At 61.9% G+C, this 19,926-nt stretch carries 22 protein-coding genes and 1 pseudogene; 10 read left to right on the top strand and 13 right to left on the bottom strand.

Annotated elements, in window-relative coordinates; translation table 11 throughout:
* Positions 1 to 101: 101 nt before the first annotated feature.
* The 11 genes from XAXN_RS05625 to sctU form a co-directional block, all read right to left on the bottom strand.
* On the bottom strand, positions 102 to 572 hold the full coding sequence (locus tag XAXN_RS05625) for a CesT family type III secretion system chaperone (RefSeq protein ID WP_054318827.1): 471 nt from the start codon (positions 570 to 572) through the stop codon (positions 102 to 104).
* A gap of 54 nt (positions 573 to 626) precedes the next feature.
* Positions 627 to 908 (bottom strand): HrpE family protein, encoded by a 282-nt coding sequence (gene hrpE, locus XAXN_RS20660; RefSeq protein ID WP_134980191.1) that lies wholly within the window; start codon positions 906 to 908, stop codon positions 627 to 629.
* Between the two features lie 78 nt (positions 909 to 986).
* Complete coding sequence (gene hrpD6, locus XAXN_RS05615) at positions 987 to 1,229, bottom strand: Hrp regulator HrpD6 (RefSeq protein WP_054318825.1); 243 nt, start codon at positions 1,227 to 1,229, stop codon at positions 987 to 989.
* 9 nt (positions 1,230 to 1,238) lie between these two features.
* On the bottom strand, positions 1,239 to 2,177 hold the full coding sequence (gene hrpD5, locus XAXN_RS05610) for an HrpD5 family protein (RefSeq protein WP_054318824.1): 939 nt from the start codon (positions 2,175 to 2,177) through the stop codon (positions 1,239 to 1,241).
* Positions 2,174 to 2,992: a hypothetical protein gene (locus XAXN_RS05605; RefSeq protein ID WP_054318823.1), complete on the bottom strand. Its 819-nt coding sequence runs from the start codon at positions 2,990 to 2,992 to the stop codon at positions 2,174 to 2,176. The genes hrpD5 and XAXN_RS05605 overlap by 4 nt, the downstream gene beginning before the upstream one ends.
* Entirely contained in the window at positions 2,989 to 3,249 is a 261-nt protein-coding gene (sctS, locus tag XAXN_RS05600) for a type III secretion system export apparatus subunit SctS (protein ID WP_042822517.1), read from the bottom strand. The genes XAXN_RS05605 and sctS overlap by 4 nt, the downstream gene beginning before the upstream one ends.
* A gap of 4 nt (positions 3,250 to 3,253) precedes the next feature.
* Complete coding sequence (gene sctR, locus XAXN_RS05595) at positions 3,254 to 3,898, bottom strand: type III secretion system export apparatus subunit SctR (protein WP_054318822.1); 645 nt, start codon at positions 3,896 to 3,898, stop codon at positions 3,254 to 3,256.
* Positions 3,885 to 4,850 (bottom strand): type III secretion system cytoplasmic ring protein SctQ, encoded by a 966-nt coding sequence (gene sctQ / locus XAXN_RS05590; protein WP_054318821.1) that lies wholly within the window; start codon positions 4,848 to 4,850, stop codon positions 3,885 to 3,887. Before sctQ ends, sctR begins: the two co-directional genes overlap by 14 nt.
* Before the next feature lie 92 nt (positions 4,851 to 4,942).
* The gene (gene sctP / locus XAXN_RS05585) at positions 4,943 to 5,581 is read right to left on the bottom strand and encodes a type III secretion system protein SctP (protein ID WP_054318820.1); all 639 of its coding nucleotides are present in this window, start codon (positions 5,579 to 5,581) and stop codon (positions 4,943 to 4,945) included.
* On the bottom strand, positions 5,581 to 7,518 hold the full coding sequence (locus XAXN_RS05580) for an FHIPEP family type III secretion protein (RefSeq protein WP_054318819.1): 1,938 nt from the start codon (positions 7,516 to 7,518) through the stop codon (positions 5,581 to 5,583). Before XAXN_RS05580 ends, sctP begins: the two co-directional genes overlap by 1 nt.
* Entirely contained in the window at positions 7,512 to 8,591 is a 1,080-nt protein-coding gene (gene sctU, locus XAXN_RS05575) for a type III secretion system export apparatus subunit SctU (protein WP_042822522.1), read from the bottom strand. The genes XAXN_RS05580 and sctU overlap by 7 nt, the downstream gene beginning before the upstream one ends.
* A gap of 215 nt (positions 8,592 to 8,806) precedes the next feature.
* Between sctU and XAXN_RS05570 the strand changes: the two genes are divergently transcribed.
* The 9 genes from XAXN_RS05570 (at position 8,807) to sctC (ending at position 16,326) form a co-directional block, all read left to right on the top strand.
* Entirely contained in the window at positions 8,807 to 9,262 is a 456-nt protein-coding gene (locus XAXN_RS05570; protein WP_042822523.1) for an HrpB1 family type III secretion system apparatus protein, read from the top strand.
* 33 nt (positions 9,263 to 9,295) lie between these two features.
* Positions 9,296 to 9,688: a type III secretion protein HrpB2 gene (locus XAXN_RS05565; protein ID WP_054318818.1), complete on the top strand. Its 393-nt coding sequence runs from the start codon at positions 9,296 to 9,298 to the stop codon at positions 9,686 to 9,688.
* A gap of 1 nt (position 9,689) precedes the next feature.
* On the top strand, positions 9,690 to 10,451 hold the full coding sequence (gene sctJ / locus XAXN_RS05560; protein WP_042822526.1) for a type III secretion system inner membrane ring lipoprotein SctJ: 762 nt from the start codon (positions 9,690 to 9,692) through the stop codon (positions 10,449 to 10,451).
* Between the two features lie 7 nt (positions 10,452 to 10,458).
* Positions 10,459 to 11,088 carry a type III secretion protein HrpB4 gene (locus XAXN_RS05555; protein WP_042822527.1) on the top strand — a complete coding sequence of 210 codons (630 nt, stop codon included), beginning with the start codon at positions 10,459 to 10,461 and terminating at the stop codon, positions 11,086 to 11,088.
* Positions 11,073 to 11,774, top strand: a complete 702-nt coding sequence (gene sctL, locus XAXN_RS05550) for a type III secretion system stator protein SctL (RefSeq protein ID WP_054318817.1) — start codon at positions 11,073 to 11,075, stop codon at positions 11,772 to 11,774. The genes XAXN_RS05555 and sctL overlap by 16 nt, the downstream gene beginning before the upstream one ends.
* Positions 11,764 to 13,092: a type III secretion system ATPase SctN gene (gene sctN, locus XAXN_RS05545; protein WP_054318816.1), complete on the top strand. Its 1,329-nt coding sequence runs from the start codon at positions 11,764 to 11,766 to the stop codon at positions 13,090 to 13,092. The genes sctL and sctN overlap by 11 nt, the downstream gene beginning before the upstream one ends.
* A complete protein-coding gene (locus tag XAXN_RS05540; protein ID WP_054318815.1) occupies positions 13,085 to 13,594 on the top strand; it encodes a type III secretion protein HrpB7 in 510 nt (169 codons plus the stop codon). Before sctN ends, XAXN_RS05540 begins: the two co-directional genes overlap by 8 nt.
* On the top strand, positions 13,591 to 14,421 hold the full coding sequence (gene sctT / locus XAXN_RS05535; RefSeq protein WP_054318814.1) for a type III secretion system export apparatus subunit SctT: 831 nt from the start codon (positions 13,591 to 13,593) through the stop codon (positions 14,419 to 14,421). The genes XAXN_RS05540 and sctT overlap by 4 nt, the downstream gene beginning before the upstream one ends.
* 81 nt (positions 14,422 to 14,502) lie before the next feature.
* On the top strand, positions 14,503 to 16,326 hold the full coding sequence (gene sctC / locus XAXN_RS05530) for a type III secretion system outer membrane ring subunit SctC (protein WP_054318813.1): 1,824 nt from the start codon (positions 14,503 to 14,505) through the stop codon (positions 16,324 to 16,326).
* A gap of 737 nt (positions 16,327 to 17,063) precedes the next feature.
* On the opposite strand, the gene xopA is transcribed toward sctC, so the two are convergent.
* On the bottom strand, positions 17,064 to 17,474 hold the full coding sequence (gene xopA / locus XAXN_RS05525) for a XopA/Hpa1 family type III secretion system protein (protein WP_054318828.1): 411 nt from the start codon (positions 17,472 to 17,474) through the stop codon (positions 17,064 to 17,066).
* A gap of 383 nt (positions 17,475 to 17,857) precedes the next feature.
* Here xopA and XAXN_RS05520 point away from each other — a divergent pair, with 383 nt between their 5' ends.
* Entirely contained in the window at positions 17,858 to 18,421 is a 564-nt protein-coding gene (locus XAXN_RS05520) for a lytic transglycosylase domain-containing protein (protein WP_054318812.1), read from the top strand.
* Positions 18,422 to 18,885: 464 nt separating this feature from the next.
* Here XAXN_RS05520 and XAXN_RS20655 read toward each other — a convergent pair.
* Positions 18,886 to 19,926 (bottom strand): annotated as a pseudogene (locus XAXN_RS20655) (hypothetical protein); the annotation flags it as partial.

The following is a 19,926-nucleotide window of genomic DNA, read 5'->3' as shown; positions in this document are numbered from 1 at the left end:
TCTGCAAGCAGTGGACATCCGAACCCGAGCGGTTCAAAGTGAATCCGATCCATCTAATGCCGGGACTGAACACCTAGAGGCAAGATGCTTGCCTGCCTGCATCAGGCGCGTAGCCACAGATAATTGCCCGTCGCGATTCCTTCGAACATTTCGTCGTGCGCAACGAAGATATTATTGTTCCAATAGCGGCCATGCTCGGCATAGTGAGCAAGCAGATCGCATATCCAACTGCCATCCACGCCGTCGTCCAGCGGTACCCGTACGATCAGGACGATGACGCCGACATCATTCAGTCCAAGCTGCGCCTGGTCCTGCGCATACACCGAGAGATTGGCTTCCAATAACAGCCGGTAAACCGTCAATGTCCGCCCGGCAGGTGATAACCCGTAGGCGATGCGCAAATACAGCGCTTCTTCTTGTACGTCGTCTTCGGCCTGTGGTGTCGGCAGGTGCAGATAGACCTCGAAGCCTTCTACCCAAAGCACACGCCGAGTAAGCACAGACTCCACATCCGGCAAGTCCAGTGCCTCGCACATCTGTCGAACGATGGTTTCGAATCGTGCGCTGCTCATCGCTGTTGGTACATGCGCAGGACCCCCTACAAGTCCTGCGCATGCCAATGGCAATTACTGGCCAACAAGCTGCTTAGCGTTGTCGCCGGCCTTGGCGATGAACTTGTTCAACGCCACGTTGAAGTCCAGATCGTTCTTGAGCATCGTGATCTTGTTGTTCATGGACTTCTGGGCCTCGTCAGAGGCGGTCATGTCGCCGATCAACGAACCCATCTGCCCGTTCGCGCCAGCGAGTGCAGATGCACCAGAGATTCCACCGGATACACCTCCGGTGTAGCCATCCATGCCCTGGTTAAAACGCGAGTTGATTGAACTCATTTGCGGAAATATTTGCATACCAAGCCTCCTTCATGTTGCACGTAGTGATACGCCTGCCGGCGCGTTGTGCTTGGTCGAAGCGACCAAGAAATCGATTTACGACATGTCGGCGATGTGCGCGACGATGTTGCGTGCTGCAGCCACACCGTCATGCAAGACATTGAAGTCGTTGCGTGAGGTCTGGTCGCTCGCCGCAGACCAGTGCACGCGAATCTTTTGCGTGGTGGCATCGAGCGCTGCCTCGACGTTGCGCAGCCGCTCCCCAGAAGGATCCGCCGCCTTGGTCTGCAAAATCTTGCTCATATCCTGGGTGATCGTATCGGTCATGGCATCGAACATGGTGGACTCTCATTGCGCCACTTGCTGCGGCAGGGATGTCATGTGCTTGGTACCATCCGGCGTTTCGACATAATGCAGGCCGTCGGCGAGCAATGCCGCGTCGTAATTTTCCGGTGGTTTTATGGACGGGTCTTGCTGGCTGATCTCCACGTGCAGTGCGCGGACCTCAGGACCCAGGTCGCTGCGGACATCTGCAATCCTGCGACTTGCACGCTCTGCGTAGTCGCTGCTGCCGGAAACCGAAAAAACGCCATTGCCCTCGTAACGTACGCTGAGCGCGGGGTCAGCCAGAGTGTCGCGCAGCGTCGCCACGACCTCGTCCGCCACGGCCACATTGACGGAGACGCCTGGATGGTAGCGATGCACCTGTGCACGCAAGCGTGCAGCATCGGCGCTGCTGGGGACCAGGCCTTCGATCAGCACGCGCGTGCCCACCTGTTGTACGTGCGCTTCGCGAAAGCCCAGCTGCTTCAATAAGGTTTTTGCCTTATTGACCGCGTTTTCCGGATGTTGCCGGGTGGCAGCATCGGAGAGAAACGCCGGCTGCAAAGAAGGGAAAAACGCTGCGGCGGCAAGCGCTAGCACGGCACCCACCGCAGTACGCAAGACTTTGTGCCTGGACGTGCGCGGAGCCGGCGGCGGCGCTGGGGAAAGCAGCCGCTCCAGCAGCGCCACATCGTCTGGCCAATCGGCACCAGCATCGCCAACACACAGCACCAGGGGGCCGAAGCGCACTGGCTGAAACGCAACAAAGGACGTTTCTGGCACCGTGTCGCTGCTATAGCGGATTTGACCATCTTGGTCTACCTCGATGATGAGTGAGCAACCAGGCCAATCGTCTATTCGGATATCGGTTTGGGGATCGCTCCCCAGGGTATAACGACCCTGTGCCAAATCTAATCGTGCGCCTGCGTGGGTTCCTGTCAGTACGCGAAGCTGCATGGTCATGGGCGAACCTCCTGAGCCGCCTGTTGTGGCTGCTCAATCAGCAGTGTGTTCAGACGTGTGATGGCTTGTGTACGGTCGACCTGTCTGCGCGGCTTTTCCGCATTCAGCAGTATCAGTGGAAGCAGTAGATGAAAATTACGTAGCGCTGGCACCGGTTCCAAGTCTGACGGCATCAACTCCAGTAAACGGGTCCGCAAGGCCTGCAGGTTTTCCGCTGCGCTGCCCTTGTTGTACGAGCGTAGATGCTCGCGCATCAACCTCCAGACCGTCGCAGTCAACGGGGCGAGGGTAGGATGCGAAACGCCGATGGCGCGCAGTTCGACAAGCGCGGCAGCAAGCGCGTGTCGCTTGGCCGTTGGATCGGCGTCGCGCCTGCTCACGTAGCGATCGAGAATTGCGTCGATGCACGTGCGCATGCTGTCGCTCAATTGCGATGGAGCGGCGCCGTGCCATGGACCGGCCTGCGGATCGTCGGTCTGTGCGTTGCTGCGGTCGCCCCCGTGCTGATCGCCCTGGCTATGCTCCCGGCTCTGAGGCGGTGCGACCGCCACGCTCAACCGCCCGCGCAGTGCGCACTCGCGTTTGGCTTCGATCTCCTCCTGCTCGGTGGCGTCGAATTCATCCTCCTGGCCGTCCAGCGACCGGATCCCGCGTCGTCGCCTGCGCGGTGGAGCAGGGCGCAGACGCGGTGCTCGTGCCACAATGTCAGTAGGCGACCCTGTGCTGGTGCCTGACGCATCGGCATGGTGATGCGAGCCGCCATGCTCGATAGAAACCGAGGGCCGCAAGGTGCCGGGCGAGATGCGACGGATCATGGGAACGCCGCCTGCATCAATGCCTGGCCGAACTGCATGATGGCCGAGGCACCCCACGGCGCTGTCACGGCAATGGCGGCCACCACCACCACCAGTTTGAGCGCGAACGAAATCGATGCGTCCTGCAGCGACATCACCGCCTGAATGAAGGCGATCAGCAGACCGGCCAGCGCAGCGACACCGACCGCCGGCAGGGACACCTTGAGGCAGAGCAGCAACGCTTCGGAGGTAAATCGCACTAGATCGTCGTGGTCCATGGCGTCACCGATAGCTCAGAACCAGGCCATGAATCAACATCGACCAGCCATCCATTGCCACAAACAGCAGCAGCTTGAACGGAATTGCCACATTGGTCGGGGTGACCTGTGAAAGGCCCATCGCCATCAGCGCGTTGGCCACCACCAGGTCGATGACGATAAACACCAGATACAGCAGAAACCCGATGCGGAAGGCTTCGGTCAATTCGCTAAGCGTGAATGCCGGTGCCAAGACAAGCAAGTCATCCGACTTGAGCGTGGCGGCCTTGTCCTTGGGCCAGATCTGCTGTGCAGAACGCATGAAAAAGGCCTTTTCGCGTTCCCGTGTGTGTTTGAGCAGGAATTGCCGGAACGGCTCCCGGCAGGCGTCGAGCAGCACCACGACGCGGCTGTTATCCGACCCGGCGCCGTAGTTCTGTGCGGCCTTGAATGCCTCCATGCCGACCGGTGCCATCACAAAACACGACACCAGCAGTGCGACGCCATTGAGGACCATGTTCGGCGGCACCTGCTGTACCCCGATCGCATTGCGCAACAGGCCGAGCACGACCACGATCTTGGTGTAGGAGGTGACCACCATCGCTACGAAAGGCAGCAAGCCCAGCATGATGACCACCAGCAGCAGTGAGCCAACGTCAGGCATCTGCATGCGTGCTCTCCGACATGCTGAGAATCTGCACACCAAGATGTTCGCCCACTGCCAGTAGCCTGCCGGTGCCGATGGTCTGGCCGTAAACGACCAGGCGGATGTCGGCTTGATCCACCGGCACCGACAACTCCAGGATCTGCCCGGGCTGCAAACCCGACAAGGTCGATAGAGACAATGCGAGTTGATCCACTTCCAGCTGCACCGGCAGTTCCAGTTCCGCCACGTTGCTGGTGGACGGCGCGACTTCGGGCTCAAACGTATCTTGCTGCATGGTGGGGCTGGCCTCCAGAATCATCTGTTGCAGGTTCAAGCGCACCGGAGCGCGCAATAGAGCGCCTCCGGCGATACCCCAGAGCATTTCGCCGCTGGTGACCGCAGCCGAGGCGGTGCAATGCAGCAAGACATCGCCAGGCCGCAGCGACTGCAGCAATGCTGCCGATGCGGTGCGCCCGCCGATGCGCAGGCGCGTGTTGACGCGTAGTGCAGCCAGCCAGGCTGGTAGCTGCGCGGGTGCCGCCAGTCCGGTAACGGCGCTCTGCAGGGTAGCCAGCAGCGACGCGCTTGCCGTCAGCGGAATCGCATCGAGATCGCCGACTGTCACGCCGATGCCGTGACAGTCGGCGGGATCTGCATCTGCATCTGCATCGCGCTCGAAGGCGATGACCTCGGCCGCGCCCAGGCCGAGCGGCGCAAAAGCGCCCAGGCGATCGGCCAGTAACATTCCCGCGATCGAAACACGCAGTGCGTCGTCCTCCTCGTTCAAGAGCAGCGCCAGGCCGTCGCGTGCGGCAATCCGCAAATCCATCTGGCCGGTGTCCAACTGCAGGCGCAGGCGGGCCGCATCATTCGGTGAGATGCGACGGCAATGCGTGGCGAAGCCGCATCGGCGTGCGGCGCGTGGATCGCCGAGCACCCTGCTCAGCTGTGCGCGCTCGGCCGCAATGCGCGTCAACGCCTGAGACAGTGCACGTGCCGGTGGAGCCTGGCTCTGCTCGGTTAGCAAGATGGAATTCCTCCAAATGGCTTTCTGTCGCCAGTGCCGCGTTAGACAACCTCGATGCTGATCTGCAGCGCGCTACTCAGTGTGGACGTCAGTGCAGCCTCCAGACGCTGCCTTCCGCACCAAAGTACCTCGCGGGCGTCCGGCGAACTGGTATTGAAGCGAAGCGATAGCTGGTCCGGCGAAAGCCGCAAAAACAACGTCGTCTGTGCGACGACCCCTTGATCGATATCCAGCCACGCTTCCCAGCTACCTGCGCTGCGCACTGGTTCGGCGTTGCAGAACTCGGCCACACGCAGCGCGATGTGGTCGATCGCCATCTGGGCGCGTTGCGTGCGTATCCACTCGGTTGCGATCTGTCGTCCCACTGCGCCATTGTCGGTGCCTTGGGGCGGCTCTTGGTATTTCGTGCCATCGACAGGTAATGCCGGGTCCGTTGATACGGGGGCACCGTCATGCGCTTCGGTGAACCTGTCTTCGTCATCAGGTTCCGGTCGGTCCTCGTCGCACTGCGGTGGCAACACCATGCAGGGAAGCGCCAGCTGCGCGCTGCGCAGACGCTGGCGCAGTTGCAGGAAGCTGGAGCGCTGGGCCGACCGAGCCGGCGTGGCTGGAGCCGCCGGCCGCTGCAGTGCGCCGCTGATCGGCAGGATGCGCACATGGCGGAGCGGCGGCTTGCGCATCACACTACCACTCTACCGATCGGCTGCAGCTGCACCTCCGAACCCAGCTCCTGGAACGAATAGACCTGCAGCCAACTCAGCCGTGCTTCGATCATGCGGCGCACATAGCGGCGTACGTCCATCGACGCGACCACCGCCAGCGGATGCTGCGCCTGATCGCCCACGATGCGTTCCACCTGTTCGACAAGCTGGTTCGCCTGCTCGGGCGGCAGTGCCAGGAAATTGCCGGCCGCGGTCGCGCGAATCGATTGCCTGATCAGCTGTTCCACAGCATGGTCGAGCATTACCGCGGGCAGCTGCCCGGTGCCTGCGGTTGCGGTATGCGCAAGATAACGGCTGAGATCGCAGCGCACATATTCGGTCAACATCAAAAGATCCTTCTCCTTCGGCCCCCATACCACCAGGCTTTCCAGAATGCTCTTGATATTGCGCACTGGAATCCGTTCTTCCAGCAGGCGCCGCAGCACATCGGCAATGCGCTGTGCGGGCATCGCCTTGTTGACCTCCGCAACTAGCCCGGGATAGTCCACGGCCACCTGCTCCAGCATCCACTGGGTTTCCTGGATGCCGACGAACAGGTGTGCGCGTGCATGCAGGGGTGCGATGGCCTGCCGGGCCAGGGCCACTTGCATGTCGTCGGTGTCCTGCAATTCGGCGCGTGTTTCGGGGACATCGTGAATCAGCACCTCGTATTGCATGTCCTGCAGGGACTCGCTCTGCCATATCGCAATTCCGGGAAACGGCAGGCCCAGCAACTCGACCAATTGCCGGCGCTCGCTTTCGATCGCCTGATCCAGCCGCGCGGGGTCGAGTAGATCGGCCAGCTGCGGCGACAGCCGCATCGACAAGGGTGAAGCGAAATCAGGTGCGTTTTTGCGAATATGTGGCGCCTCGCCTTTGGCACCTTTACGGCTCGCCGAAGGCAACTTGCGCTGATCGGTGCCGCTGAGATCGCGCTGCTTGCGCCAAATCGTATAGCCGCCGGCGCCGACGGCCGCTGCCAGCAGCAGGAACAGCATGGCTGGAAAGCCAGGGACGAACGCAAAGCAGGCCAGCAGCACGCTCGCTGCCATCAGAGCCCGCGCGTTGCTGGTGAGCTGGCGGCCGATATCGAGCCCGAGCGAGCTGAGCCTGGTCTCGTTCTCGTTGGCGACGCGGGTGATCATGACGCCGGCAGCCACCGATATCAGCAGTGAGGCGATCTGCGACACCATGGCATCGCCCACCGACAGAATCGCAAAGCGGTTGGCGGCTTCGCCCGCGGTCATGCCGTGGTACGTCACGCCGACCACGATGCCGGCCAGGATGTTGACCATGGTAATGACCAGGCCGGCGATCGCATCACCCTTGACGAATTTCATGGCGCCGTCCATGCCGCCGTGCAGCTGGCTCTCCATGGCCAGCCGCGCGCGTTTGCGGCGTGCCTCGTCTGCGGTCAGGTTGCCGCCACGCAGGTCGGCATCGATACTCATCTGCTTGCCGGGCATGGCGTCCAGCGTAAAGCGCGCACCGACCTCGGCAACGCGTTCGGAGCCCTTTGCGATCACGATGAACTGCACGGTGGTGATGATCAGAAAAACGACCAGGCCCACCACCAGATTGCCGCCGACCACCAACTCGCCAAAGCTCTCGATGATATGGCCCGCCTCGGCGTGCAGCAGAATCGACTTCGTCGAGGCGATATTCAGTGATAACCGCAGCAGCGTGGTGAACAGCAGCAGGGAAGGAAACGACGAGAGCGAGATCGAGTCGGGCACATACATCGTGACCATCAACAGCACCACGCTCAGGGTGATGTTGATGCCCAGCAGCGTATCGATCAGCGGCGTTGGCAGCGGCAGGATCATCAGCCCGATGACCGCCACCACCAGGGCGGCGATCGCCACTTCGCCGCTATAAGCGAAATACCGTGTGGCTCGCACGCGATCGCCTAGCATGGCAGACCTCCATTACCGTCGCCGTCGCCATGCTCGCGGCCGAGGTCATCGACCCAGCGCAACACCACCGCAACCGTCTCGAACAGCGGCTCGGGCACTGCATCGCCCAATTCAACCTGATACAGCGCACGCGCCAGCGGCGGATTGGCAACGATCGGAATGCCCTGGTTATGGGCAAGGGCGCGCAGTTCCAGCGCGCCGTCGTCCACGCCCTTGGCAACGACCTGTGGCAAGCCGAAGTCGTCCGGCTCGTAGGCCAGTGCCACCGCGTAATGGGTCGGGTTGACCACCATTACCTTGGCCTTGGCGACGCGCTCGCGCGGGTCGCCGAAGACCAGCTCCTTGGCGAATTCCTTGCGCTTTCCCTTGATTTCGGGGTCGCCTTCGCTCTCCTTGAATTCGCGCTTCTGCTCGTCCTTGCTCATCCGTTTGTCGCGGATGAAAAGCCAGTGCTGCACGCTCCAGTCTGCAGCGCCGACCAGTACGAACAGCAGCACGCCCAATGCAAGTAGTATCCCCAGCGTCCGCCAGGCAATCTGGGCAATGTCAAGTGGTGTCTGGTAGGCAAGGCCAATGATCGTGGGCATGAGGGTGCGGATACCGACCCACAGCACCACGCCAATCAAGATGGCCTTGATGATTAACTTCAGTAAATTGATGAGACTTCGCAACGAAAAGAGTTTCTTGACCCCGGCCGCGGGATTGAGGGAATCGAACTTTGGCGCCACCGGCTTGAGCGAGGCATTCAGACCGGTCTGAAAAGCGCCGCCTGCCACGCCAGCAACCAGGCAAGCAGCAAGAAACGGCAGCATCAACAGCAATCCCTGGATGCCGATATGGCCGAGTGCGCGGTTTATTGCGGCTGCGTCGCGTGTATTCTCTGGAAAATCGAACCCGATCGTCATCAATGCGCGCATATGCTCGGAGAAGTAATCGCCGGCCGATTTCATCACCAATAACGCGCCAAAGAGCACCGCGGCTGCAGTGACGTCAGGGCTGACCGGCACTTCCCCGTCCCTGCGCGCATCCCGCAGTTTCTTCTCGGTCGGCTCCTCGGTTTTTTCTTCCGACATTGCCCTCTCCTTCCGCGATCGCTGCGCCCCCGATTGTGGTGAGCTGTGGTGGAACGATCCGTTTGCCAGGCGAATGTGTGGGTGGCCTGGCGAAGCCGGAATGATTTGTTCGCCAGCGACTTCCGATATTCGCTTCTGAAAGGATCTGTCCCCCCCTGGCGCGCGTAGCTTCCCCCACGTGTGCCGTCCGCATGCCATAAAAAACGAGGTGCAGTGTGGAGAAGATTCAGTGTCCCGGGTCGGTCGTGAGTGGGCTCATCGAACTGATCACGGTCGGACTTACCCATGACAAGATTCAGGACGCTGCCGCTGTCCTGGCTGCAGTCCGAGTACTGCGGCCAGAGCTGAAGGCGCTGGACACGTTCGATGCATGGATTTCCATCAAGCGCGGCAATTACTTGGAAGGCGCGCGCCTGTTGCGCGAGCTGGAGGGCGACGCTGGATCGAAGCCGCTGTGCAGGGCCTTGTACGCCTGCTGCCTGTTCGCCATGGGCGACCAGTCGTGGCATGGCGTTGCGGAGGGGCTGATCGAAGAGGACGCCGACGCCGACGCCGTGGCCTTGGTCAAGGCGCTGTCCGGACGTCGCACCCCAACGTCCGCGCCGGCGGAAGCGCCGGTTGAATCTGCAGCACCGATGGAAGTTCCAAATTCGCAGTACCTGCGCGCCTGAGTGACGCCAGTCCCGACCCCATAGGAGTATGCGATGACGCTCATTCCTCCTGTCCAAGCGATTGCCAGCACCAGTGCTGCCGCCACCCAAGCGCTGTCGCCGGTGGCAGCGCCCAACCAGGCGCTGATGAACCGCTTTCAAGCGCTGATGCAGTCCGCCAGCCCCTTGCCGCCAGCGATGCAGCGGGTGGGCAACCCGAGCATGATGAGCCGGGTGGTCGATGTGCAGAACGATGGCGTGCGCACCATCGCCGAGCATATCGATGCCTTCAGCATGCAGGCACCGACCATGGGGCTGCAGGAAATGGCAGCGCAGCAGATCAAGTTGATGCACGAGCTGACCATGGTCGGCTTCAACCTCAACGTCAGCGTCGGCGTGGCGCAATCGGGAAAGAACGCCGTGCAGACGCTGGTCAAGAACCAATAGCATGCGCGCGTTGAGATACCTGGTGGTGCTGCTGGTGGCGCTGCTGCTGTCTGCGTGCAGTCAGCAGCTGTATTCCGGGCTCACCGAAAATGATGCGAACGACATGCTCGAGGTGCTGCTGCATGCGGGCGTGGACGCGTCCAAGGTCACGCCGGACGACGGCAAAACCTGGGCAGTGAACGCACCGCACGATCAGGTGTCCTATTCGCTGGAGGTGCTGCGCGCGCACGGCTTGCCGCATGAGCGGCACGTCAACCTCGGCGAGATGTTCAAGAAGGACGGGCTGATCTCGACACCCACCGAAGAACGCGTACGTTTCATCTATGGCGTATCGCAGCAGCTGTCGCAGACCTTGTCGAATATCGATGGGGTGATCTCGGCCGATGTGGAAATCGTGCTGCCCAACAACGACCCGCTTTCCACCTCGGTCAAACCCTCCAGCGCTGCGGTGTTCATCAAGTTCCGCGTCGGTAGCGATCTGACCAGCTTGGTACCAAACATCAAGACGTTGGTCATGCACAGCGTGGAGGGACTCACCTACGAAAATGTCAGTGTCACGCTGGTACCGGGCGGAGCGGAGAGCGATGCGCAGTTCACCGCATCGGCGCCGCCGAAACCCTCACCGTGGCCGTGGTTGGGCGGGTGTGCGTTGGCGTTGTGTTTGGCGGTTGCGGCGGCGCTGTATTGGTGGCCAAATCCGCAGGCGGGTCGTTGGGGTGGCTGGCAGCGCCTGCGCGAGTTGGCCAAAGGCAAAGCCGGGTGAGCGCGGCATGGACAACACGCGGATCGACAATGCGGCACGATGGATTCAGCGCTGGACGGACGCGTTGGCGCAATTGGCCGAATCATTGGACGCCGCACGGGTGGCGCATTGGCTTGGGCCGGTGGCAGCGTCGGGCTGGGCAGCGGCGCCCGTCTACCATCGTATGCGGGTGATCCAGGCGTGGTCAGGGTGGTCGGGATTGTCGCCGTCCGCACTTGGCCTGCATGCGAATCAACTCGCCGTCCTGATGCCCGAGCTACTCGCCAAGGTTCTGGTCGCGCGCGCGCTGTTCTCGCGCGGGTTGGCCGTGCGTCGGTGTATCGAGCGCGAACGTCTGGACTGGCTCGAACAGTGCGTGGGGCCTGCCGTGCTTGAGCATGTGCGCCAGAACGCGTCCGCCGGCCTGCCCGTGCCCCTGCTGCCGCGCGATGCCGATCAAGCCGCGTGGGTCGGCGACGGTTGGCGTCGGATGCAGGCCGATAGCGTCTGGTCCAACCCGGTTATTGCCAAGCTGCTGGCGTTGTCGTTGCCATTGGGCGCCGCGCAGGTGGCGACTCTCGCAGCAGACGGTGCGAGCGATGCATTCCTGACCGCGCTTCCCACCCTGATGCCGGAGGCGTCATGCGTCTGTGGTTGAGGTCGACGCCCGACGCGATCGGGCTGGATTGCGATGTCATCCCGCGCGAGGCGCTGGCCTCGGTGCTGGCACTGGATGATGCCGCTACCGAGGTGCACGCACGCTGCGAGCAAACCCTGAGCCAGGCGCAGGCACGGGCACAGACGCTGATCGACCAGGCCCAACAGCAGGCCGAGGCGATCCTTGACGATGCGCGTCAAAAGGCCGAGCGCAGCGCACGCTTGGGATATGCAGCCGGCCTGCGACGCCAGCTTGATGAGTGGAACGAATCCGGCCTGCGTCATGCCTTTGCCGCCGAAACGGCCGCGCAGCGGGCACGCGAGCGCCTGGCTGAGATTGTGGCGCGCACCTGCGAGCACATCATCCTCGGACACGATCCTGCAGCGCTGTATGCACGTGCGGCGCAGGCCCTGGAAAGTGCGCTGGACGAGGCCAAGGCCCTGCGGGTCAGCGTGCATCCCGACGCGGTGGACGCTGCGCGGCGCGCCTTCGATGCCGCCGCCGCCGAGGCAGGCTGGACCTTGCAGGTAGAGCTGTGCGGCGATGCCGATCTGGCCGAGGGCGCCTGCGTGTGCGAATGGGATACGGGCGTGTTCGAGACCGATCTGCGCGATCAGCTGCGCAGTCTGCGGCGCGTCATTCGCCGCGTGTTGGCCGCACCCCAGGAGCCCGCGGATGCTGGCTGAGACGCCGCTGCTGGAGACAACGCTCGAGCGCGAGCTGGCCACGCTCGCGTTCGGTCGTCGCTATGGCAAGGTGGTCGAAGTCGTCGGCACCATGCTCAAGGTGGCTGGCGTGCAGGTCAGCCTGGGCGAGGTGTGCGAGTTGCGGCAGCGCGATGGCAGCTTGTTGCAGCGTGCCGAAGTGGTGGGCTTCAGTCGCGATCTCGCGTTGCTGGCGCCATTCGGGGAGCTGATCGGGCTGTCGCGCGAGACGCGCGTGATCGGATTGGGACGCCCGTTGGCGGTGCCGGTCGGACCGGCGTTGCTGGGGCGCGTGCTCGATGGCCTGGGCGAGCCGTCGGACGGGCAGGGAGCAATCGCCTGCGACACCTGGGTACCGATTCAGGCGCAGGCACCGGACCCGATGCGTCGGCGGCTGATTGAACACCCCATGCCGACCGGCGTGCGGATCGTGGATGGCCTGATGACGCTGGGCGAGGGTCAACGCATGGGCATCTTCGCCGCAGCAGGCGTCGGCAAGAGCACCTTGATGGGAATGTTCGCGCGCGGAACGCAGTGCGATGTCAACGTGATCGTGCTGATCGGCGAGCGCGGACGTGAGGTGCGGGAGTTCATCGAGCTGATTCTTGGCGAGGATGGTCTGGCACGCAGCGTCGTGGTGTGCGCAACCTCCGATCGCTCATCGATCGAGCGCGCGAAGGCCGCCTATGTCGGCACCGCCATCGCCGAGTACTTCCGGGATCGGGGCCTGCGCGTCCTGCTGATGATGGACTCGCTGACGCGCTTTGCCCGCGCGCAACGCGAGATCGGTCTGGCTGCCGGCGAGCCGCCCACGCGCAGGGGTTTTCCGCCTTCGGTCTTCGCCGAGCTGCCGCGCCTGCTCGAACGTGCGGGCATGGGCGAGAACGGATCGATCACCGCGTTCTACACCGTGCTGGCCGAGGACGACACCGGCAGTGACCCGATTGCCGAAGAAGTACGCGGCATCCTCGATGGGCACCTGATTCTCTCTCGCGAGATCGCGGCCAAGAACCAGTACCCGGCGATCGACGTGTTGGCCAGCCTGAGCCGGGTGATGAGCCAGATCGTCCCGGCAGACCACTCCCAGGCCGCCGGCCGGCTGCGGCGCCTGCTCGCCAAGTACAACGAAGTGGAAACCCTGGTGCAGGTGGGCGAATACCGCGAAGGGAGCGACGCCGTTGCCGACGAGGCGATCGAGAGGATCGATGCGATTCGTGACTTTCTCGCCCAACCGACCGACCAGCTCAGTGCGTACGACAGTACGCTGGAACAGCTGATCAGCGTGATCGACGATGCGTGAGCCTGCCCACACCTGGTCGGTACTGCATCAGCTCAAGGCGCGCCGTTGCGAGCGCATGGAGGAACGCCTGAGCGATTACAGGCGTGCAGTGGAACACTGCGACCGTGAGCTCGCCAGCTGCAGACAGGAGACGGAGGCTTGTGCCACACGCTTGGCCAATTGCGATGCCGCGTTGATGGACAAGGCCGGTGTGGGTGGTTCGATCGATATCGACACGATTCTGCAGCACGAACGCTTCCGCACCGTGCTGGTGGAGGCCTGCCGCGCTGCCGAGCAGGCGCAGGCAGCGGCGAGCCAGTCATTGCAGAGCGCCCGCGATGAGCTGGCGTCCGCGCAACAGGCACTGAGCAAGCTGCAGGCACAGGCGCAGGTGTATGCAGACAAAGCCGCCAGTGCACGCCGCGCCCGACAGGCGCAACGCGACGCAGCAGAAGAAGAAGACGCGATCGAAGCGCTGGTCGCGCTGCGTTCGCACCGCGCCGCGCAGGGGTGCGAACGATGAACGACGCCACCGAGGCCTTGCTGGCCATCTCCTCGCAGGGTGTGTCGCTGTTGACCCTGCTGGCGCTGTGCGGGGTGCGTGTGTTCGTGATGTTCACGGTGCTGCCGGCAACGGCGCAGGACAGCCTTCCCGGAATTGCGCGCAACGGCGTGATCTACGTGCTGAGCTCGTTCATCGCCTACGGGCAGCCGGCCGATGCGCTGGCGAAGATCCAGACGGCTGGCCTGGTCGGGGTGGCGTTGAAAGAGGCGTTCATCGGTCTGGTGATCGGGTTTGCAGCATCGACGGTCTTCTGGATCGCCGAGAGCGTTGGCCTGCTGATCGACGACCTGTCCGGTTATAACAACGTGCAAATGACCAACCCGCTCAGCGGCCAGCAAAGCACGCCGGTATCCACGGTGTTGCTGCAACTGGCCATCGTGTCGTTCTACGCATTGGGCGGCATGTTGATGTTGCTGGGCGCGTTGTTCGAATCGTTTCGCTGGTGGCCGCTGAGCCAGCTTGGGCCGAACATGAGCGCGGTTGCCGAATCGTTCGTGATCCAGCAATCCGACAGCATGATGGCCGCCGTCGTCAAACTGTCCGCACCGGTGATGTTGGTGCTTGTGCTGGTGGATCTTGCGATCGGCCTGGTGGCGCGGGCGGCCGACAAGCTCGAACCGTCGAACTTGAGTCAGCCCATCCGTGGGGTGCTGGCGTTGTTGCTGCTCGCCTTGCTGACCAGCGTCTTCATCGCGCAATTTGGCGAAGCACTTGGGTTCCTGCATTTCCAGCAGCAATTGCACGATGCCGCCAACGTGAGCGGCAAGGGAGGCGCGTCGCACTGATCTTTATTGAGACATTCCCGGCTTTGCACTTCCTAAACTGGTCGCTACCGACTACTTTACTTGCCTAGCAGAGGGAACGCCATGGCTCCTGCCTGTACCACCGCCCACCGCCGACGTGCTCCATTGGCCGCCGTCCTGATGCTCAGCCTGCTGCCGCTGCTGTCGCCACATGCCGACGCCGCCCAGGTCCCGTGGCATTCGCGCACGTTCAAATACGTCGCCGACAACAAGGATCTCAAGGAGGTGCTGCGCGATTTGTCCGCCAGCCAGTCTATCGCCACCTGGATCTCGCCGGAGGTGACCGGCACGCTGAGCGGCAAATTTGAAACATCTCCGCAGAAATTCCTAGACGATCTGGCCGCCACCTATGGCTTTGTCTGGTACTACGACGGCGCCGTGCTCAGGATCTGGGGTGCAAACGAATCCAAGAGCGCGACCTTGAGTCTGGGCATCGCGTCGACGAAGTCGCTGCGCGACGCTCTTGCGCGCATGCGTCTGGACGATCCGCGCTTTCCGGTGCGTTACGACGAGGCCGCGCATGTGGCAGTGGTCTCCGGACCGCCAGGGTATGTGGATACCGTGGCGGCGATTGCCAGGCAGGTCGAGCAGGGCGCGCGTCAGCGCGATGCCACCGAAGTGCAGGTGTTTCAGCTGCACTATGCGCAGGCAGCCGACCACACGACCCGCATCGGTGGCCAGGATGTGCAGATTCCGGGCATGGCCAGCCTGTTGCGCAGCATGTACGGCGCCCGTGGCGCGCCTGTTACGGCCATACCCGGGCCTGGCGCCAGCTTTGGACGGGTACAGCCGATCGGCGGTGGGTCCTCCAACACATTCGGCAATGCCGTACAGGGGCAGGGCGGCGGAGCCAGCGGCATTCTCGGGCTGCCTTCGTCCTGGTTCGGGGGCGCATCGCCGTCCGATCGCGTGCCGGTCAGTCCGCCGTTGCCCGGTAGCGGAACTGCTGCCGTAGCGGGGTCGCCCGCCAGCGTATGGCCGGAGCTCAGCAAGGGGCGGCGCGATGAATCCATTCCGATCGACGCCGGTGGTGGAGCAGAGCTGGCCTCCGATGCGCCGGTGATCGAAGCCGATCCGCGTACGAACGCCATCCTGATCCGCGATCGACCGGAGCGGATGCAGAGCTATGGCACCCTGATCCAACAGTTGGACAACCGGCCCAAGTTGCTGCAGATCGATGCCACCATCATCGAAATCCGTGATGGCGCCATGCAGGATCTCGGTGTCGACTGGCGCTTCCACAGCCAGCACACGGACATACAGACCGGAGACGGCCGTGGCGGTCAGCTGGGCTTCAACGGCGCTTTGAGCGGCGCGGTCACAGATGGCGCGACCACGCCGTCTGGCGGCGCCTTAACGGCCGTGTTGGGAGATGCCGGACGCTATCTGATGACGCGCGTGTCGGCGTTGGAGACGACGAACAAGGCCAAGATCGTGTCTTCGCCCCAGGTTGCGACGCTGGACAACGTCGAGGCGGTCATGGACCACAAACAACAGGCATTCGTCCGTGTCAGCGGGTACGCATCGGCAGATCTCTACAACCTCTCCGCCGGGGTGTCGTTGCGGGTATTGCCCAGCGTGGTACCAGGCTCGCCGAACGGCCAGATGCGCCTGGACGTACGTATTGAGGATGGCCAGCTTGGCTCCAACACCGTGGACGGGATCCCGGTCATCACCTCCAGCGAGATCACGACCCAGGCCTTCGTCAACGAAGGGCAAAGCCTGCTGATAGCAGGATACGCCTACGATGCCGACGAGACAGATCTGAACGCGGTGCCGGGGCTGTCGAAGATTCCGCTGCTCGGCAATCTGTTCAAACACCGCCAAAAAAGTGGGTCGCGCATGCAACGGCTGTTCCTGCTGACCCCGCATGTGGTGTCCCCCTGATGGTCTGCGAAAAGCCATCGGTGGCAGATGATGACATTGCTGCGAGTGCCTGATCCTCGGTGAATACCAAAGGCCGAATAATGCCTGGAGTGTTTAATAAATCTCGGCGGGCCATGCAATCGGCGTGTATGTGCGTTGACTCAAAATGCCTAAGACCGCTAGCTGGATGATAATCGGGCCGCGCTGGAGATCAGTATGTGTCACTCGCACATACTGATCCTTATGCGTTGCCCGAGCCTGCCTGAGCGACCACGTGGCAGGCGTGTCACCTGCGAACGACGAGTTCCTAGCAGTCAGCTCAGTATCTGCGGTGGACGGTAAGAGGGCTGTCTATGCCTTGAACTGGACGCGACTGCGAGCGGGCGCATATCGATGGCCTGGCCGGCAGTAGTGCGCATGGCCGGTGTGTGGGCACAGCAAGCTCTAGGCGAGCGACAATGGCGTGACGGTTTGCGATTGCACGTTGAAGCGCAGCGAACAGCCACTTGAGAAGGCGTGTACCGAGACAAAAAATTCGGCAATAGAGCACGAAATTCGGCAATGTCGTGCCGCGTCGAGCCGGAACGGCTCTGCTCGCACCCCGAAGGGTGTACGTCAGGTACCTGCTGCGCGGAAGAGACAATCGCGCGCCTGAATTGGCAGCAAGTGTTCGTGGTTATAGTAATGAGAGCGCCTGCAGGCTGGCGCATGAAGCGACAACCTGCAGGCCATGGCCGGTAGGGACGACCACCAGTGCGTTACTGCATCGATCCGCTGTTGCTGCTCCCAAGGCTGACGCCGACGAGGTCGCCAGCAAAGCTACCGCCGTATCCGCCGCCGAAGCCACCGCCCGAGCCACCACCATTCTGTGACTGGAGAATGTCTCCGATGATATTCATCAGCATCTGGGTGTATGGCGAAGGGGAGCCATTGGACTTTCCAGGTTGCTGGCTGCCGCCCTGGCCACCAGGGTCACCACCCTGCTGACCCTGGCCCTGACCCTGCTCAGCCTTGTTGCTCTGCTGAAGCAGGGCCATGATCAGCTGGGTCAGTAGCTGGTCCAGCTGCTTTTCCGAAATGCCTTGATTGCCCTGGTTCGGAACAAGCTGCAGCTGCGTGTTCTGGCCTTGGTCAACCTGGAAGAAGGACGTGCCGCCCTGTGGGTTCACAGAATTTATCATGACGATTCCTCTCTGAATTGGCTGGGAATTTGTTTCGCTCAACGGTCATGCTTGAGCAACGGCCGTTGCGGAGCGGGTTTTCCGCCCCGATCCAACAGTAGAAGCGGCAACCCGTCGTGGCCAGAAACTTTGCGAAATTGCGCTTGCAAGGGCGAAGAGAGCGAGTGAAAAAAAGTTTTAGCATCGATAAGAAAATGCCGAGCGCATGGTTGAAGAACGTTTTTTCGCTTGCCTGTTAAGCGTTTCGTTGGTCCTGAGTAAAACACGTACAGGTGGCGTTATGTTGCCGCCGTCGAGCGTCGTGGGTCGTTATGTGCCGACGCTCTACTCACCTGGAGAGCTGTATTCAACCAAGATCGAGGTAACGACAAATGATCGGTTCAACGATCGCATGCCAGCATTTCGATAAAGTATCCAATTGGCAGTTGGAGTCTTCGTCCGGGCCTTTGCCAAAGCCAAGCTTGCGCCCGCAATGGTCCGGACGTCATCGTCGAGCAGGCGCAGGGCCGCAGCGCATTTTATTTGCAGCAGTGCTGGCGTGTGCGTCACCGTTCGCACGCGCCGATTGCTTTGAAGAGGCCGCAGGATATCAGCACGTCAACCCTTGGGTGCTGCGCGCCATTGCCTGGCAGGAATCGCGCGGTCGTGCCGACGCAATCCACCGAAATCACAACGGCACGATCGATTACGGCAAGATGCAGATCAACTCAATCCATCTGCGGCGATTATCCAGCTATGGAATCTCCAGAGATGCGTTGATGCATCCGTGTATCAGTGTCTATGTAGCGGCGTGGCGCTTGCGAGAAATGACCAACAAATATGGAAATACTTGGGTCGCGGTAGGGGCCTACCATTCCGAAACGCCGGGGGAGCGCGATAAATATGCGCATGCCATTCATTCGATTCTTCTCAGGCGCGGTGTGATTGTTGAATAGAATAGGTGCAACTGTAGGAGTTCGAGGGTGCAGCCCCCCTTGTATGGAGGCGCCCGGTCTGAGGTGGTGCAGGATTGTGCAAAGCGGTGGCACGCTGATCTAATATTCTCTGCGCCAATAGTGAAGTTGATTTTCGTCGCGCTCGCAGTGATTGAAATGACAACTGCCCAGCTGTATTCCTCACAAGTGTCGACAATGCGCGTAGCTTAGCGAATAGCTGCTGTGCAGAGACTAGGTAGATGCGACCTGCGCCAGGAACTGGCAGGCGTAGTTTGCAGTTAATTCCTGCCGCACGTCGCTACCAATGGTCGGGGTACGAACTGCGGGGCTGTGCTCAGAGTGGTGACATAGCTGCCGCATCACGCACTGCCGGTGAGCCGGCAGTGCGTGTGCGCCCGTCAGATGCTGGCCTAACGAGGGGGAGGCTCGAGAGCCAGCGCGGCGCACGGTCACGCTTACTCAGCTTACGCGCGAGCTGCCTCGGCTTCGCGAACTGCCGCTGCAGCCTGCCAAGTGCCGGCGATGATCTTGTACTGCATTCCGGCGGCCATGCCCGATAACGTATTGGAGAGCAGTGCGCTGCGTGCTGGCGACAAACCGAGCCAAGTGGCAATCATGTTGACTGCCGTACCAAATGCGATGTTGGAATTGATGGCGGCTGTGCGTGCTACCGAGTGATCCATGACCCGCTCATAGTCTTCGCGCCTGGCCTTCAAGGTCGGTTCCCCAATTTGCTGCGTGCCGGCTTCGTCGGCCTCGTGTTGGGTGACATTTAGCCAGTCAGCTGTCTCCAGAGCGACATTCAAAGCCGTGTTTATCCCCGCTTGCTGAAAGACCACCTTGGTTGCTTCTCCCATGTTGAAGGGCGACATTAGTCCTGCCCAGCGCTGCCTGGCCGAGGCGAAGTCTGCTGCCTCCAACTCATTGGATGCCAGGTTAATCAGGACGTTGGCCATGCCGTAAAACCTGCCTGCACTGGTGACGTGGGGATTGCTGACGCCACCATTGGTAGGCGCCCGCATTCCCACCATGCGGAACGTCGCCTGGATGGCATCGCGGGCCGCAGCATAAGGGGCAACCTTGAGCTCACTGGCCAGCAGCCTGGCCGCCATCTCCGGTCGGCCAGAGGCCTTGCCTGCAGCGCCTATGGCGATATTGCTCAAAATGCCAGCCAGCGCGAGCCGGGTGACCAGATCCGAATAATGGTGCTGCTCGCTCCTTTTGTGATCACGCTCGTCATCGGACAGCGCTTCCCACTGTTCGAGATTGATATTGTGAAAGCCACGGGCAGCGGCGTCTGGATTACGGTTCTCGCGGTTGCGCCGCAGCGTATGCAGCGCCAGATGCAGCGTGCCCAATACCGCCTGCAGGGCGACGACCGCTTCGGGTGGAAAGTGGCGAAGCGCGGCAAACAGTCCTTCGCCTAGCAATTCGCGCGCGAACGTGGTTGGGCCCACGGAGGTGGTCTGGTGCACGAGATGTCCCAGCGACGTCCCCCCGATTTT

The sequence above is a fragment of the Xanthomonas axonopodis genome, from assembly GCF_001304695.1.
Classification (GTDB): domain Bacteria; phylum Pseudomonadota; class Gammaproteobacteria; order Xanthomonadales; family Xanthomonadaceae; genus Xanthomonas; species Xanthomonas axonopodis.
Note: the sequence above shows the minus strand (reverse complement) of the source record. Positions and strands in the feature narration are given on the sequence as shown.